General features: G+C 70.2%; 3 protein-coding genes. 2 read left to right on the plus strand and 1 reads right to left on the minus strand.

Going from position 1 to position 18,735, the window contains the following annotated elements:
• Positions 1-33: 33 nt before the first annotated feature.
• Positions 34-12,675 (minus strand): type I polyketide synthase, encoded by a 12,642-nt coding sequence (locus tag SLV14N_RS02415; RefSeq protein ID WP_263267811.1) that lies wholly within the window; start codon positions 12,673-12,675, stop codon positions 34-36.
• 352 nt (positions 12,676-13,027) lie between these two features.
• Between SLV14N_RS02415 and SLV14N_RS02420 the strand changes: the two genes are divergently transcribed.
• Entirely contained in the window at positions 13,028-14,440 is a 1,413-nt protein-coding gene (locus SLV14N_RS02420; RefSeq protein WP_311044669.1) for an NDP-hexose 2,3-dehydratase family protein, read from the plus strand.
• A 1,234-nt stretch (positions 14,441-15,674) separates the two neighbouring features.
• On the plus strand, positions 15,675-18,494 hold the full coding sequence (locus SLV14N_RS02425) for a helix-turn-helix transcriptional regulator (protein ID WP_263267813.1): 2,820 nt from the start codon (positions 15,675-15,677) through the stop codon (positions 18,492-18,494).
• The last annotated feature ends 241 nt before the right edge of the window (positions 18,495-18,735 follow it).

Genomic DNA, 18,735 nt, shown 5'->3' on the forward strand with positions numbered 1-18,735 from the left:
TTCAAGAAACCGGCGGTCGGTATACGTTCCGGATCAGCCGGTCCCGAGTTCCCTGTCGATCAGGTCGAACATGTCCTCATCGCTCGCTTCCACGAGTTCCTCGTCGACGGTCGCCGGCGGCGGCGCCTGGCCTTCCCATTGGGCGAGCAGGCCGCGCAGCCCATCGGTGAGCGCCCGCCGGGTGTCGTCGTCGGTGGCCGCTTGCAGTGCGCTCGCGACCTGTTGCAGCTCACGGAGCACGGGAGTGCCGCTCCCTGCTTCCGGTGCCGGCTCCGGTTCCGGTTCCGGGGGCAGGAGTTCGTCCCGCAGATACTCGGCGAGCGCGGTCGGTGTGGGGTGGTCGAAGACCAGGGTGGCGGGGAGCATGAGCGCGGTGACCGCATTGAGCCGGTTGCGCAGCTCCACTCCGGTCAGTGAGTCGAAGCCCAACTCACGGAAGGCCCGCGCGGGCCGGACCGCGTCGGTCGAGGAGTGCCCCAGTACGGCGGACGCATGGGTGCGGACGAGGTCCAGGAGCATCCGCTTGCGCTTGGCCTCCGGAAGCGCGGCCAGCCTGCCCGGCAGGTCCGAACCCTTCTCGCCGGCCTCGTCCGCCTGCTCCTCCTTCTGGCCGGCGAGCAGTTGCCGTACGTCCGGCAGCTCGTCCAGAAGCGGACGGCGCCCGCTCACCGTGTAGGCGGGGAGGAAACGGTCCCATCGGATGTCGGCGACGACGAGGGTGGTCTCCCCGTGGTCGACGGCTTCCCGCAGCGCATGTACGGCCAGGCCGGGATCCATTGCGGGGACCCCGCGGCGACGCAGCTGCTCGGCCACGGCCTCGTCGACCATGCCGCCTCCGGCCCAGGCACCCCAGGCGATGGAGGTGGCGGGGCGGCCCTGTGCCCGGCGCCATTCGGCGAGTGCGTCAAGAGCGGCGTTGGCTGCCGCGTAGGGTCCCTGGCCGCCGTTGCCCCACACTCCGGCGCCGGAGGAGAACAGCACGAAGGCGTCCAGCGGGTGATCCGCCAGCAACTCGTCGAGGTGACAGGCACCGGAAACCTTGGCGTGTACGGCGGCCATGGCGTCGTCGAGGGAGGTCTCGCCCAGTGGACGGGCCTCGCCGACGACGCCCGCGGTGTGCACAACGGCGGTCAGCGGAGCCTCGTCGGTGAACGAGTCCAGCAGCTTGGCCACCGCGGCCCGGTCGGTCACATCGCATGCGGCCACGGTGACGCGGGTACCGAGGGCGGTCAGCTCGGCGGACAACTCGGATGCACCGGGGGCGTCCGGGCCGCGCCTGCCGGCGAGTACCAGGTGCTCCGCACCGCCGGCCGCGAGCGCCCGCGCCACATGAGCGCCGAGGGCTCCGGTGCCCCCGGTGATGAGAACCGTGCCGCGCGGCTGCCACGGCTCGGCCGCAGCCGACGGGGCGAGGGGCGCGCGCACCATACGCCGGACGTGGACGCCGGAAGGGCGGACGGCATACTCGTCCTGGCTGCCGCCGTCATCGCCGAGCAGGGCCAGGAAGCGGCGCAGCGCGTGCTCGTCCAGGGCCCCCGGCAGATCGATCAGGCCACCCCAGCGATCACGGTGGTCGAGGCCGAAGACCCGGGCCAGACCCCAGATGGCAGCCTGGCCGGGGTTGCGTATCGGGTCGGGCGCCCGGTGGGTTTCCGGCACCCGGGTGAAGGCATCGGTGGAGACGGCACCCTGGGTGACCGCCCACAGACGGGCTTTCATCTCCGGGTCGGCGAGTGCCTGGGTGAGGGCCAGGGTGCTGAGCAGACTGCTGGGCACTCCCCGGTGGCCGCCGGCATCCCGGTCGTCCAGCGCGAGCAGCGACAGCACGTGCAGCGGGGTATCTGCATCACCACGCAGCGCCGCCAGCTGTGCCACCAGTTCCGCACGGTCGGCAGTGGCCGATACGGGCATGATGCGGGCCCGGTCGCCGAGACCATGAGAGGTCACCTGCACGAGGTCATCGTCCAGGTGGTCGGCGGGAACCACGATCAGCCAGCGCCCGGCCAACTCGGCCTCCTCCGGCTCGGGTTGGGGTCGCCAGACGATCCGGTAGCGCCACCCGTCGACCGTGCTCCGCCGCTGCCGGCCCTGCCGCCACGACGACAACGCCAGCAACACCTCACGCAAGGCCCCCGGATCCGCCAACTCCAACGTCGCCGCCAGCCCCTCCACATCCGCACGCTCCACCGTCTCCCAGAACCGCGCATCCACCGGATCCACCACACCGGCCACCGACGGCTGACCCGACTCCAGCCAGTAACGCCGGCGCTGAAAGGCGTACGTGGGCAGATCCACGAGCTGCGGACGATGCGCGGCGAACGCCGGGGACCAGTCCACGTCCACACCGTTCACATACAGCTCACCGAGGGAGGTGTAGAGGCGCGACAGACCACCGTCATCCCGGCGCAGGGTCCCCGTCACCACCGCATCCCCGCCCACGGCCTCGACGGTTTCCTGAAGTGGCACGGTGAGCACGGGGTGCGGGCTGACCTCCACGAACGTGCGGTGGCCGGCCGCGATGAGAGATTCGATGGCGGACGCGAACTCCACGGTCTGCCGCAGGTTGGTGAACCAATAGCCGGCGTCCATCGCCGCCGTGTCCAGCCACTCCCCCGTCACCGTCGAAAACAGCGGCACGGCGGACGCCCGGGGCGCGACTGGCGCCAGGACCTCCCTCAGCGTCTCCTCGATCGACTCCACATGCGCCGAATGCGACGCGTAATCCACCTCGATGCGACGAGCCCGGACCCCGCGCTCCCGGCACCCGTCCATCAGCTCATCCAGCGCGTCCGCATCACCGGAGACCACGACGGACGACGGGCCGTTGACCGCCGCGATCGAAACCCGACCGTCCCACGACTCTATCAACTCCGACGCCTCGGACGACGACAGCGCCACCGACACCATCCCACCCCGACCGGACAGCGCACGGATCGCCTTGCTCCGCAGCGCCACCACCCGAGCGCCATCCGCCAAACTCAACGCCCCGGCCACACAGGCCGCGGCGATCTCCCCCTGGCTGTGCCCCACCACCGCGGCCGGCTCCACACCATGAACCCGCCACACCTCCGCCAACGACACCATCACCGCCCACAACACCGGCTGCACCACATCCACCCGGTCCAGACCCGGCGCACCCTCCACCCCACGCAACACCGAAGCCAACGACCAGTCGGTGAACGGCTCCAACGCCGCCCCACACTCCGCCAACCGGCCCGCAAACACCGGCGAAGAGTCCAACAACTCCACCGCCATCCCCACCCACTGCGACCCCTGCCCCGGGAAGACGAACACCGTCCTGCCCGGATCACCCACCACAGCGGCGGGATCCAACTCCCTCAACTTTGCGGCCAGTTCATCGGTATCCGAGCCCACGACCACCGCCCGGTGCTCGAACGACGACCGCGACGCCACCAACGACCAACCCACCTCCACCGGCGACAGACCAGACCCCGCCACCCGCAACGCCAACCGCTCCGCCTGAGCCACCAACGCATCAGCAGAACGCCCGGACACCACCCACGGCACGAGCACGCCACCGGAGGCCGAAGGCGAAGACGTAGGCGTAGGCGTAGACGTAGACGAAGCCGACTCCCCTTCCTGCTCAGGCTCCTCCGCCTGCTCGACGATCACATGCGCATTGGTCCCGCTGATCCCGAAGGCGGAGATTCCGGCGCGGCGCGGACGGTCGTCCTCCACCGTCCACGGTCGGGCCCCGGTCAGCAGCTCCACCGCGCCTGACGACCACTCCACATGTGGCGACGGCTCGTCCACATGCAAGGTCGCCGGCAATTCGGCATGCCGCATGGCGAGCACCGTCTTCATGAGACCGGCCATCCCGGCAGCGGTCTGGGTGTGCCCGATGTTCGACTTGACCGAGCCGAGCCACAGCGGCCGGTCCGCCTCCCGCTCCTGCCCGTAGGTGGCCAGCAACGCCTGCGCCTCGATCGGATCACCCAGCGTCGTGCCCGTACCGTGCGCCTCCACCGCATCCACCTCACCGGCCGACAGACCGGCATCGGCCAGCGCGGCCCGGATCACCCGCTGCTGCGAAGGCCCGTTCGGCGCGGTCAAGCCGTTCGACGCACCGTCCTGGTTGATCGCCGTTCCGCGGACGACCGCCAGCACCGGGTGCCCGTTGCGGCGGGCGTCCGACAGGCGTTCCACCAGCAGGACCCCGACGCCCTCGGAGAGTGCAAAGCCGTCGGCCGCCGCCGAGAACGGCTTGCACCGCCCGTCCCTCGCCAGCCCCCGCTGTCGGCTGAAACCGATGAACGGCCCGGGATCAGCCATGATCATCGCGGCTCCTGCGACGGCGAGCGAGCACTCCCCCGAGCGGAGTGCTCGCACTGCCGTGTGCAGGGCGACCAGTGACGACGAGCATGCCGTGTCGACCGTTACGGCCGGGCCTTCCAGTCCCAGTGTGTAGGCGACCCGGCCGGATGCGACGCTGGTGGCCGCCCCGGTCGCGAGATATCCCTCGAACTTCCCAGGGTCCGCCGCGCGAAGGCGGTTCCCGTACTCCTGGTCGGTGACGCCCATATAGACACCGGTCCCGCTGCCCCGCAGGGACTTGGGGTCGATGCCCGCACGCTCGAACACCTCCCAGGAGGTCTCCAGGAGAAGCCTCTGCTGTGGGTCCATCGCCAGCGCCTCACGCGGCGAGATCCCGAAGAACCCGGCGTCGAAGTCACCGGCGTCGCGCAGGAATCCGGATTCCCGGACGTAGCTGCTGCCCGGCTGGTCGGCATCGGGGTCGTAGAGGCCGTCCAGGTCCCATCCGCGGTCGGTGGGGAAGGCGGACATCGCATCGATGCCCTCCCGCACCAGCCGCCACAGGTCCTCGGGTGACTGGACGCCCCCGGGGTAACGGCAGGCCATGGACACGATCGCGATCGGGTCGTCGTCCGCGGGGACGGGCGCGGGCGCCACGGACGGCTTCGCGGCGGGTTCCTCCTCGCCTGTCATCTCAGCGCCGACGTAGCCGGCGAGCGCGGCCGGGCTGGGGTGGTCGAACACGACAGTCCGTGGCAGCCGCAGCCCGGTGGCGCGACTCAGGCGGTTGCGCAGTTCGACGGCGGTCAGGGAGTCAAAACCCAGCTCCTTGAAGGGGCGTTCGGGGTCCACGGGGGCCGTCTTGTCGTGACCGAGCACGGAGGCGACCTGTTCGCGGACGAGATCCAGCAGTGCGGCGGTGCGGTGCCGGACATCGAGTCCGGCGAGCCGCCCGGCGAGCGGCGACCGGGCGGACCCGCGCGCCGTGCCGTCGCCGCCACCGTCCCCGTCCCCGTCCCCGTCGCCGTCCCCGTCGCCGTCCCCGTCTCCGTTCTCCTCCGCAGCGAGTTGCGGGATCTCCGTGAGCAGTCGGCTCGGCCGTACCGAGGTGAAGACGCTGCTGAAGCGCTGCCAGTCCACCTCGGCGACCGCGATCGAGGTGTCCCCGTGGTCAAGCGCCTGCTGGAGCGCGATGAGCGCGGTGTCCGGGTCGATGACGGGCACTCCGCGGCGCCGCAGTACCTCGTGAATCGAGTCGGCGATCATGCCGCCACCGGCCCAGGGGCCCCAGGCGACCGACAGTACCGGCAGCCCGTCGGCCCGGCCGCGTTCGGCACGGGCGTCGAGGAGCGCGTTGGCCGCGGCGTATGCGCCGTGGTCGGCCACTCCCCAGGTGCCGGATATGGAAGAGAAGTAGATGACGGCGTCGAGTTGTGCGGGGTCGAGTACGGAGGACAGATGGCCGGCTCCGGCGACCTTGCCCACGAGCGCCGCCGCGAGGTCTTCCGGTCCGGCTCCGGACAGCGGGCCGAGGGCGCTGACACCGGCGGCGTGCACCACGGCCCGCACCGGTTCCCCGTCCTGCTCGATCTGCCGCACGAGGTCCGCCACCGCCTGCTGATCGCCGATGTCGCAGCCCGCCACGGTGACCTGGACGCCCAGGTCACGGAGCTCGGAGCACAGTGCGGCCACACCGGGGACATCGGCGCCACGACGGCCGGTGAGGACGAGATGTTCAGCGCCATGGGCGGCGAGCCAGCGGGCGATACGGGCGCCCAGCGCTCCGGTGCCGCCGGTGACGAGGACGGTGCCGCGCGGCCGCCAGGAGCGTCGCGGCGTCACACCGGCGACCGGTGCGGGAATCAGCCGCCGCCCGAACAGGGCGGCCCCGCGGACAGCAAGCTGGTCCTCGTCGTCACCGGCTGCCAGGATCCGCGCCATCAGCGCCGCTGACCGGCCGTCCGCCGCCCGCTGACCACCGGCCCGGCCGGGCATGTCGATGAGGCCGCCCCAGCGCTCCGGGTGCTCCAGCGCGGCGACCCGGCCGAGCCCCCAGATCCCGGCCTGGTCGGGATTCACCGGCGCACCGTCCTCGGCGGTGGCGCCACCGGTGGCGACCGCACCTCGGGTAACGCACCACAGCGGGGCGCCGATCCCGGCGTCTCCGAGTGCCTGGAGCAGTGCGAGGGTGAGCGAAAGACCGGTGGGAACACAGGGGTGAGTACGGTCCGGCCGTTCATCCAGGGCCAGTAGTGACAGCACTCCGGCGTACGGAGCGGACTCGGCGCGCAGCAGCTCCGCGAGCTCGGCGCCGTCGTCCACCGTCAGTGAGTGTGTGCGTGCGCCCGCTTCCTCCAACGCCTCCCGGGCGCCCTGCACCAGCGCGTCGTCCTCGTACCCGTCCGGAACCACCACGAGCCAGCTGCCGTCAAGTTGCCGGGCGGCCGGCTCGGTGAGCGGCCGCCACACGATGCGATAGCGCCAGCCGTCCGCCGTGTCGCGCTGCCGCCGGCTCCGGTGCCACGACGACAGCGCCGGAAGCACCTCGTTCAGGGTCTCGACACCGGGCAGCCCGAGTGTGCCCACCAGCGCTTCTGCGTCCTGGTCCCCGACGGCCGTCCAGAACGCCTCTTCCTCAGGGGATGCGGCCACGGCCGGAGCATCCGGCTCCAGCCAGAAGCGCTGCCGCTGGAATGCATACGTCGGCAGCTCCACCCGGTGCGGGCGCCGGTCGGCGAACACGGGGGACCAGTCGACGTCGACACCGTTCACATACAGCTCAGCGAGTGAGGTGTAGAGCCGGGACAGACCACCTTCGTCACGACGCAGCGTGCCCGTCACCACCGCATCCCCGCCCACGGCCTCGACGGTTTCCTGAAGTGGCACGGTGAGCACGGGGTGCGGGCTGACCTCCACGAATGTGCGGTGGCCGGCCGCGATGAGGGCTTCTATGGCGGGCGCGAACTCCACGGTCTGCCGCAGGTTGGTGAACCAATAGCCGGCGTCCATCGCCGCCGTGTCCAGCCAGTCCCCCGTCACCGTCGAAAACAGCGGCACGGCGGACGTCCGGGGCACGATCGGCGCCAAGGCCTCAGGCAACTCCGCGCGGATCGACTCCACATGAACCGAATGCGACGCGTAATCCACCTCAATCCGACGAGCCCGCACCTCGCGCTCCCCGCACTGCGCCATCAACTCATCCAGCGCGTCCGCATCACCGGAGACCACCACGGACGACGGACCATTGACCGCCGCAACCGAAACCCGACCACCCCACGGCTCGATCAACTCCGACGTCTCCGACGAGGACAGCGCCACCGACACCATCCCGCCACGCCCCGACAACGCACGGATCGCCTTGCTCCGCAACGCCACCACCCGAGCGCCATCCGCCAAACTCAACGCCCCGGCCACACAGGCCGCGGCAATCTCCCCCTGACTGTGACCGACGACCGCCGCAGGCTCCACACCATGGGCGCGCCACACCTCCGCCAACGACACCATCACCGCCCACAACACCGGCTGCACCACATCCACCCGGTCCAGACCCGGCGCACCCTCCACCCCACGCAACACACCACTCAACGACCAGTCGACGAACGGCTCCAACGCCGCCCCACACTCCGCCAACCGGCCCGCAAACACCGGCGAAGAATCCAACAACTCCACCGCCATCCCCACCCACTGCGACCCCTGCCCCGGGAAGACGAACACCGCTCCTGGCCCGGGAGCGGCGGCTACGGAGCCGGTGGCGGTGTGGGGGCCGGTGTCGCCCTCGGCCACGGCGTGCAGGGTCGCGAGCAGCACAGCACGGGCGTCGCCGATGAGCACCGCTCGGTGTTCCAGTGCCGCGCGGGTCGTGAGCAGGGAGTGCGCCACGTCGTACGGTGCGGCGTCGGGGAGGGAATCGAGATGGGTGGCGAGCGCGGCTGCCTGTGCGCGCAGTGCGTCCGGGGTGCGGCCGTGCACGACCCATGGCACGACCGGACGCTCGATGACGCCGTCGCCCGCTTCGTCGCCGCCCTGCTCCTCGTCGCCGCCCGGCCCGTGCGGGGCTTCCGACGGACGCTGTTCCACGATCACATGCGCATTGGTGCCGCTGATGCCGAACGACGAGACACCGGCCCGGCGCACCTGCCCGTTCTCCTCCCACGGCTGCGCCGCGGTGAGCAGCCGTACCGTGCCTGCCGACCAGTCCACATGCGGGGACGGTGCATCGAGGTGCAGTGTCTCCGGCAGGACGCGGTGTTGCAGGGCGAGCACCATCTTGATGACCCCGGCGACCCCGGCGGCGGCCTGGGTGTGCCCAATGTTGGACTTGAGCGAGCCGAGCCACAGTGGCCGCTCCTCGTCGCGGTCACTGCCGTATGTGGCGAGCAGCGCCTGGGCCTCGATGGGGTCGCCGAGCGCCGTCCCGGTACCGTGCGCCTCGACCGCGTCGACCTCGGACGGCTGCAGCCCGGCAGCGGCGAGCGCGGCCCGGATCACGCGTTCTTGCGACGGCCCGTTGGGGGCGCTGAGGCCGTTCGAGGCGCCATCCTGATTGGTGGCGCTGCCGCGCATCACGGCCAGCACCGGGTGGCCGTTGCGCCGGGCGTCCGACAGGCGTTCCAGCAGCAGGATCCCGGCGCCCTCGCCCCAGGCCGTGCCGTCGGCGGCGGCGGCGAACGGCTTGCACCGTCCGTCGGGCGCGAGCCCCCGCTGCCGGCTGAACTCCACAAACATGCCGGGCTGGGACATCACCGTCGCCCCACCGGCGAGCGCCAGTGTGCACTCTCCTCCGCGCAGCGCCTGCGCCGCCAGATGCAGCGCCACCAGGGATGACGAGCACGCAGTGTCCACGCTGATGGCCGGTCCTTCGAGACCGAGCGTGTAAGCGATGCGTCCGGAGGCAACGCTCGTGGTCGTTCCGGTCAGGACATGCCCCTCGACCTGGTGGCTCGCCTGATGGAGACGGGGGCCGTACTCCTGTGCCATGGCGCCGACGAATACACCCGTGCGACTGCCGCGGATTCCCGCCGGGTCGATACCTGCCCGTTCCAGCGCCTCCCAGGAGGTCTCCAGGAGAAGCCTCTGCTGCGGGTCCATCGCCAGGGCCTCGCGCGGCGAAATCCCGAAGAACCCGGCGTCGAAGGACGCGGCGTCCAGGAACCCGCCCTCGCGTACGTAACTGGTGCCCGAACGTTCGGGGTTCGGGTCGTACAGGCCGTCGGTGTTCCAGCCCCGGTCGGTGGGAAACGGCGACACCGCGTCCACTCGGTCCCGCAGCACCTGCCAGAGATCTTCGGGCGACCGTACGCCACCGGGGTAGCGGCAGGCCATCGCGACGATGGCGATCGGCTCATCGGGGTCGCTGGCCGGGCGGTGCGCGTGTTCCACGGCGTTGCTGCCGCCCAGGAATTCCGCGTCGATATGGCGGGCCAGTCGGACGGGAGAAGGATGGTTGTACAGCGCCGTGGACGGCAGCCGTACCGTGAGCACCCGGTTCAGCCGATTGCGCAGCTCCTCTGAGGTGACCGAGTCGAAGCCCAGATCCTTGAAGGTCCGGCCCGCGTTGATCGCGGAGGGCTCCCGATGGCCGAGCACCGCGGCAGCGTTGTCCCGTACGACATCGAGTGTCGGCCGGCTCGTCCCGGGGCCGGCGGACATGGCATCGGCGGGCCGGCTCGGCTCATGGGAAGCGGGCCGGCGGGGGCGCTCGGCGGTGTGCTCCATCCAGTGCCGCTCGCGCTGGAAGGCGTAGGTGGGCAGATCCACGAGCTGGGGACCATGGGCAGCGAAGGCCGGGGACCAGTCGACGTCCACACCGTTCACGTAGAGCTCGCCCAGCGAGAGGTAGAACCGGGCGAGCCCGCCCTCACCGCGGCGCAGCGTGCCCACCACCACCGCCTCGGCACCCGCGTCCTCAACCGTCTCCTGCACCGGCATCGTCAGCACCGGATGCGGGCTGACCTCCACGAACGTGCGGTGACCCGTCGCGGTGAGGGCTTCGACGGCAGGCGCGAACTCCACGGTCCGCCGCACATTCGCATACCAATACCCGGCATCCATCTCCGCCGTGTCCAGCCACTCCCCCGTCGCCGTGGAAAACAACGGCACGGACGAAGCCCGCGGCGTGATGGGCGCCAGGGCCTCCCTCAGCGTCTCCTCGATCGACTCCACATGCGCCGAATGCGAGGCGTAATCCACCTCGACCCGCCGCGCACGCACCCCACGCTCCCGGCACTCCGCCACCAACCGGCCCAGAACATCACCATCACCGGACACCACCACCGACGACGGGCCATTGACCGCCGCAACCGAGACCCGACCGTTCCATGCCTTGATCAACTCCTCCGTCTCGGGCCGGGACAACGCCACCGACACCATCCCGCCACGCCCCGACAACGCACGGATCGCCTTGCTCCGCAGCGCCACCACCCGGGCGCCGTCCGCCAAACTCAACGCCCCGGCGACACAGGCCGCGGCAATCTCCCCCTGGCTGTGCCCCACCACCGCGGCAGGCTCCACACCATGAGCCCGCCACACTTCGGCCAACGAGACCATCACGGCCCACAACACCGGCTGGACCACGTCGACTCGGTCCAGACCTGGGGATCCCTCGGTCGCACGCAGCACGCCACTCAACGACCAGTCGGTGAACGGCTCCAACGCCGCCCCACACTCCGCCAACCGCTCAGCGAACACCTGCGAGGAATCCAGCAACTCCACCGCCATTCCCGCCCACTGCGCCCCCTGGCCAGGAAAGACAAACACCGTCCCGCCGGAGCGGTCGGACACTTCGCCGAGTGTCACCGCGGCATCGGGATGTCCCTCCGCCACCGCGCGCACCCCGGAGGTCAGTTCGCCGGTCTCTGCCCCGACGATGACCGCCCGGTGCTCGAACGACGACCGCGACGCCACCAACGACCAACCCACCTCCACCGGCGACAGACCAGACCCCGCCACCCGCGACACCAGCCGCTCCGCCTGCCCGGCCAACGCATCCGCAGAACGACCCGACACCACCCACGGCACCACCGCACCCACACCCGACGCCGGAGCACAGGCCGCGATGTCAGCCGGCCCAGCACCTTCGGCCTCCTCCGCCTGCTCGACGATCACATGCGCATTCGTGCCGCCCATGCCGAATGACGAGACACCCGCGATGAGTTGCCGGCCCTCCTGCGCCGTCCATGCACAAGACTCCGTCTGTACCCGCAGGTTCAGGGCATCGAGCGGAATGTCGGGGTGGGGTGTGGTGAAGTTCAGGCTCGGCACGAGGTGTCCGTGCTCCACGCACAGCACCGCCTTCAGCAGTCCTGCGATTCCCGCGGCCCCTTCCAGGTGGCCGATGTTCGACTTGACCGAACCCACCGGCAGCGGGGCGCTCCGTCGTGGGTCGGTGCCGAGAGCGGCGCCGAGTGCCGCCGCCTCGATGGGGTCGCCGACCTTGGTGCCGGTGCCGTGCAGCTCCACATAGCCGATATCGCCGGGGTGGATGCCGGCACGTTCGCAGGCCAGGCGCAGCACCTCTTCCTGCGCGGCGGCATCCGGGGTCGTGAGTCCGGGCCCGCCGCCATCGTTGTTGACCGCTCCGCCGCGGATCACGCAGTGGACATGGTCACCGTCCGCCAGTGCCCCGGCCAGCGGCTTGAGGACGACGAGGCCGCCTCCCTCGCCGCGTACGAACCCATCGGCACGGGCGTCGAAGGGGTGGCACAGGCCGCTCGGGCTGAGTGCGCCGAAGCGGAACATGGCGATGGTGCTCTCGGGGGCGAGATTGAGGTGCACCCCGCCGGCCAGGGCGGTTCGGCAGTCTCCGCGACGCAGACTGTCGCAGGCAGCCTGGACCGCGACGAGCGACGAGGACTGCGCGGTGTCCAGGGTCATGCTGGGGCCGCGCAGACCGAGGTGGTAGGAGATGCGGTTGGCGATGAGTCCGCGGTTCAGGCCGGTCGGAGTGTGGTGGTCGAGTGCCGCGGGCCCCTGCTGGTGTACGAGTACGGCGTAATCCTCGACGGTGGCTCCGATGTACACCCCGGTCCGGTGGCCGTTGAGCCGTTCGGGGCGGATGCGGGCGTTTTCCAGGGCCTCCCAGCCGAGTTCGAGGGCGAGTCGCTGCTGCGGGTCCATCGACTGCGCCTCGCGCGGTGAGACGCCGAAGAAGGTGGCGTCGAAGGCGGCGACTTCGTCGAGGAAGCCGCCCCGGGCCGGCTCGGACATCCCCGACTGCGCCAGGAGTTCGGTGCTCCAGCGGTCGGCCGGCGCCTCGGTGATGGCGCTTCCGCCGTCGCGGAGGAGTTCCCAGAGGGCATCGGGGTCGGCTGCCCCGGGCAGGCGGCAGGAAAGGCCGATGACCGCGATCGGCTCGCCGTGTGGCGAGGGAATCGTGGAGCCCGCGGATTCCGACCCGTTCATCAATCGCACTCCCTACGCGAAGCGGCACCGGCTTGCGTTCACCGTTCCACAGCGGCGGGCTTGGAAAGGTGGGCCGAAGACCACCTCTAGGGGAACTCCTAGGCGCGGCGGAAGGTCCTTCCGTACCGCCCTGAGCAGGGCTTCCGCATCAGTGCGCGGCCGCTTGCGCAGGCCTTCGGCGGCGGACCCCGGTACCCGTTTCCCGGGGGCTTCGATGCCCTGGCTGCCCCGCCCGGCCCTCGGGGGCACGGCGCAGAGGACTAGGTGAATGCCAGGACTCCCCGGTGCAGGCTGTGAGGGGAAAGGGCGGCCGTCCGGTGCCGTACACACATCAGCATGGAGGGGTGCAGCAATGCATTTGGACAGCACAGTGGAGCCGTTGCGGTCATCCGGCCCCGCCCTGTCTCCCCGGCGGGCGGTGGCACTGTCCTCCCGGCTGGCCGCCTCCGCGCTCGCCACCGATGGCGGGGTGATGAGCAACGAGGCGTTTCACGCGTGGTTCGAGGAGCGGCAGCGTACCCATGCGCTGAAGGTCAGCCGTATAGCCTTCGAGGAGCTGCAGGGCTGGAACTTCGCTCCCGGAAGCGGGAATCTGCGGCATGACAGCGGGCGCTTCTTCTCCATCGAGGGCATCCGGGTCCGCTCCGACTACGGGCCGGTCCGCGAGTGGTGCCAGCCGATCATCCACCAGCCGGAGATCGGTGTGCTGGGCATCGCGGTCCGCGAGATCGACGGGGTGCTGCACTGTCTGATGCAGGCCAAGCCGGAGCCGGGGAACATCAACGGGGTGCAGCTCTCCCCCACGGTCCAGGCCACCAAGAGCAACTACACGCGGGTGCACGGCGGTTCCGCTGTGCCGTACATGGACTGCTTCATCGACCCCGATCCGCGCCGGGTGCTGGCCGATGTGCTCCAGTCCGAGCAGGGGTCATGGTTCTTCCGCAAGCGCAACCGCAACATGGTCGTCGAGGTGGGCCCCGAGGTCGAGGCGGGCGAGGACTTCTGCTGGGTCACGCTGGGCCAGCTCGGTGCGCTGCTGCGCCATCCCGATCTGGTGAACATGGATGCCCGTACGGTGCTGTCCTGCATCCCCGACTGGCGCGCGGGTTCGTCGACGGCCAATGCCGGCCTGCACTCCGATACGGAGATCCGCAGCTGGGTCACGACGCGACGGGCCCGGCACGAGATCACCACCGAGCCGCTGCCGCTGCGCGAGGCAGCGGGCTGGCGGCGCTCGGACGAGGCGATCTCACATGAGAGCGGGCTCTTCTTCAGTATCGTCGCGGTCGATGTCAGCTCGCACCGGCGTGAGGTCCCGGCCTGGACACAGCCGCTGCTCGAACCGCACGGGCTGGGGATTGCGGCGCTGCTGGTGAAGCGGATCGGCGGGGTGCCGCACGCGCTGCTGAGCGCACGGGTCGAGCCGGGGTTCCTCGATGTGGTGGAGCTCGGGCCCACTGTGCAGTGCACTCCGGAGAGCTATGCCCATCTTCCTGCTTCGGACCGTCCCCGGTATCTCGATGCCGTGCTGGACCGTAGCCCGGAGCGGACGCTGTTCGATGCCGTGCTGTCGGAGGAGGGCGGCCGCTTCCGCCATGCCCGCAGTCGCTACCTGATCATTGAGGTGGACGAGGGCTTCCCGACCGAGGCGCCCGAGGACTTCCGATGGGTGACGCTATGTCAGGCAGATGAGCTGCTGAAGCACAGTCACTATCTGAATGTGCAGGCCAGGACCCTGGTCGCGGGGATGAGGACGCTCCCGTAGCCGGGTTGGACGCGTTCGGGCCCGGCGTTCCGGGCCGCCCCTCACCAATCACCCTGCGGAACAAGGGATTTCCGGGCGACCGCACGAGGGAGACCCTGCACGCGGGAGACAGGAAGCAGGGTGTCCAGGGCGCCCCAGAGGTCGCTCAGCACAGCCTCCCCGCATTGACGCACCGGGAGGGTGCCCCTGCTGTCCCACTGTCCCGCTGTCCAGGTCGGCCATGTCTCGCATCCTGTGGTCGCCGCACGAGAGACGTCAACGGCCACTGGTCACTTCTATGTATTTCCCTAGAAGAGTGGCCGAACTCGATCACCGCCAGGGCATAGAACTGGCCACGACCTGCGCCGATGCAATCCGGGACGTTCGGCGGCGCAGATGGGGTCGTTGGTTCGGTTGACACCTCTCACCTGGGGTTCCACGATGCCTCGTGAACTTGTCAGACAGGCGGACAGGCATGACTGAGGGGTTCGGCCCCGGCTGCCCGTTCACCCCACGAGGCGGCCGAACCGACACGCCTCCCCCGGCCACAAGCCGTGGGCCACGGCGGAAGGAGAAGCCTCAGATTCTCCTCAAGAACCTCGCAGCGCCCCTGAGATGCGTGCGTAACATGGGTCACACCCTTACGACTCGACAGCCTCTCCGCGAATTCCTGCTTTGCCGTCACGGTGCGATCCACTGTGCCCGCGCCGCTCGGAGCCGCAGCCGCACCCGAACTCCGCGAAAAATTCATGACGGATACCTGTCACAGCTAAATCCCTTTCCCCGGAGACGCTACCGCCGAGTATTTCCTTACGGCCCTTCCGAGATCGGCGAGGGCTCCCTTCGATTGCTGCCCCAGAGCATCGTGCAGCGCCCCTGAGCGGAACGATGTGGCAACCTTGAACACGGAGAACGACGAAATACCTGTGAATCACACTGCCGTTGGAAGGTGAGCGCCGACAGGAAGCCACAGAAACCAGCTCGCTCAATACACGCCGGGCGCTCGGCGTAAGCGGCAGAAACCCGACAGGCTGCCTCGACCGCACTGCTCAGCCGGATTTTTGCGCTTCCTGCCCCTCCGCCGGTGCCACCCATGGCGGCATGTCCGTAGCAGTACGCGCCCTGTGCGCCGAGCACCGACGGCGGTGCGGTCGGGAGATCCCCGGTACCGCTCCCCGCGCGTCCGCACCGTGTGCGACACCCTCGGCACACGCCGCTGCAAAAACAGCTCGCGGTCTGAAGGGATCTGAACCTGATGTTGCTGGACCGCGAGGTGGAACTCGACCTGGCCGCCACCGTCCTCGGAAGCAGGCGAGGTGCTCTGGTACTGGTCACCGGTCCGTTGGGGGTCGGTAAATCAGCGCTCCTCGACGGCATCGGCGCCCTGCGCGCGGCGCAGGGAGCCCTGCACCTGCGGGTGAACGCGGCCCCGATGGAGCGGGACTTCCCCCTGGGGGCGGCCCGCCAGCTCCTGGAACCGGCGCTACGGCACGCTACGCCGGAGGTGATGGCGCGATGGACCGCGGGGAGCGCGAGTCATGCGCGCAGCGTGCTGGACGCCTGCCGGCCGCCCGGTGCGATACCGGCGCAGCCCGTTCTGGACAGCCTCACCGCGCTCGTCGACAACATGGCCCGCGACCAGCCCGTTCTGCTACTCGTCGACGAACTGCAGTGGGCGGACCCGGCCACCCTCCAGTGGCTGCGGCACCTGAGCGGGCGGCTTGCCGGCCTGCCGGTGCTGCTGGTGTGTGCCGTCCGCGAGGGCGACGACCTTGCCGGAAATCCGGCGGTCCAGGGTGTCATCGAACATGCCACGCACATCCTGCGCCCGGGAAACCTCGCTTGGCAGGACACTCACGCGCTGATCCGCCGGTATCACGGCGAAGCACCGGACGGGGTGTTCGCCGCGGCCTGCCACCGGGCCACCGGCGGTAATCCCCTGATCCTCCATTGCCTTCTGGCGGATGCCGCGCACCGGGACCTCCAGCCCGTCGCGGACAACGCGGAGGCTGCCGCCGCACTCCGGCCCGCCGCACTGCAACACCGGCTGCTGCTGCGCCTGGACGCGCAAGCGGAGCACGTCAGGAGGATCGCCCGGGCCATGGCCGTGCTCGGGGACGACACGAACCCGGAGCTGCTGAGCAAGCTGGCCGAGGTGGACTCCACCGGGCGGGTCCATGCCCTGCGGAAGCTGACGGATCTCGGTCTGACGACCGGCGAACAGCATCCCCGGTACGTGCACGCCCTCGTGCAGGGAGCGGTGGCGGAGGGCATACCCCTGGAGGAACGGACCGCCATGCATGCGCTGGCGGCCGAGCTGCTGCACCGGTCCGGCCGCCCTCCCGAGCAGGTGGCTAGGCATCTGATGGCCCTCACCGCACCGACCTACCCATGGGCCACCGAGGTGCTGCGCGCGGCGGCCCGCACCGCGCAGGGCAGGGGCGCACCCGAGGTCGCCGCACGCTATCTGCGGCGGGCTCTGATGGGCAGCTCACCGGACAAGGAAAGGGCGGACCTGCTGGTCGATCTGGCCACGTCGGAACGCAGCTTCGCCCCGTACACGTCCGTGCGGCACATCGCCCAGGCCGTCCTGCTGTGCGACGGCCCCGTACCGCGCGCGCAGGCCGTGGTGCGGCTTGCGCCCAGCGCGTTCTCCTCGACCCTGCTGCCCGTCCACGAGCTGCTGCACGAGACGGCGGCCGCACTGGGGCCCGAGGACCGGCTGCACGGACCGGAACGGGAGCTGGCGCTGCGTCTGGAGGCCCGCATCCGGCAGTCGACGCTGCCGGATCCGGAGAAGCTGGCCGACTCCGTGGCCCGTCTCGTCGGTCTGGGTCCCGAGCCGAAGACCGGCACCGTGGCCGAGCGGGAGCTGCTCGCCCCGCTGATCGGTGCCGCGACGTTCTCCAACGCGCTGCCTGCCCATGAGGTGGCACAGCTCGCGAACCGGGTCCTGGAGCGCGAGCCGGCCCTGCCCGCGCATGTGCACACCACCATGCCGCTGGTGGTGGCCGGCCTCGTGGCCGCGGACGACATCGAGGAGCTGAGTTCCTGGCTCGACGCGGTCCAGCAGAACGCGGTGGGGCGGCAGACGCCCGTGGAGCAGGCGCTGATCGGCACCGAAAAGGCACTCGTCTCGCTGGCCCGTGGCCGTCTGACGGTGGCCAAGAAGCAGGCGCTCGGCGCCTTCGAACTGGCCGGGGCGAAGCACGAGGAAGTCTTCACCCTGTCGTCGATGACCCTCGCCACGTGCGCGATCCTCACCGGGGACCACCAGCTCGCCGACCGGCTGCTCGCCGTCAAGTACCGGGCGGAGGAGGATCCGTATGTCTGGTCGGGACTGGCCATGCTGAAGGGGCAGAGCGCGGCACGGAAGGGCGATCCGGGCTTGGCGCTGGGCTACTTCCTCGATGCCGGACGGCGTCTTGAGCAGTGCGGATGGCTCAACCCGGCGCTGCTCCCCTGGGCCTCGGCCGCCGCGTTTCTGCACCTCTACCTCGGCGAGCGCGAGCAGGCCAGGGAGCTGAGTGCGCTGGAGGTGGAACGGGCCCGTGCCTGGGGGGCGCCGGGGCCGCTCGGCCGGGCGCTGCGCGTGTACAGCCACATGGTCGAGGGCCCGGGCAGCACCGATGTGCTCAGAGAGGCCGTGGACGTACTGCAGCTGTCCGCCAACCGCTTCGAGCTGTGCCAGGCCCTGCTGGATCTCGGCGAGCGCCTCGGCCCGGCCGACGCGCACGGCCGCACGGCGCTGCGCGGGGCCTACGCGGAGGCGGTCGAGTGCGACACCCCCTGGCTGGCCCGGCGGGCGGAGGAGCTGCTCGCCGAGGCACCACCGGACCCGGAGGCCGCACGCGGTCAACTGACCCCCGCGGAGCGGAAGGTCGCCGAGCTGGCCACCTCGGGGATGACGAACCAGACGATCGCCAACGATCTGAACATCACGTGCCGCGCCGTGGAAAAGCATCTGACGAATTGCTACCGGAAGATGTCAATTCCAGGGCGAGTCCATCTCGCCGATGCATTGCGAGAACTCGACCGGCAGCCCAACTCGCCCGGTGCGGCGGCGCCTTACTGACCTCCGCGCCTCATCTTTGTCGTAGGGCCGGCGCCGCATGGCGGCGTCGGCCTCTCTGAAAAATCCTGCCATGACAAAGAGTTATTGCTACCGCACCGTATTGATACCGAACCACCGCACCGAGACACCACAGTGTTTGGCTATTTGCCACATGTCGCGTTGACTCCCGGGATGCGGCGTTCCTAGGGTCTGAACAGCGGAATACCAATGCAAGAAAGGCACTTCGCTCCGTGGACCGATG

Origin of the sequence: Streptomyces sp. Je 1-4 4N24 (assembly GCF_026239515.1) — a bacterium.
Taxonomy (GTDB): Bacteria; Actinomycetota; Actinomycetes; order Streptomycetales; family Streptomycetaceae; genus Streptomyces; species Streptomyces nigrescens.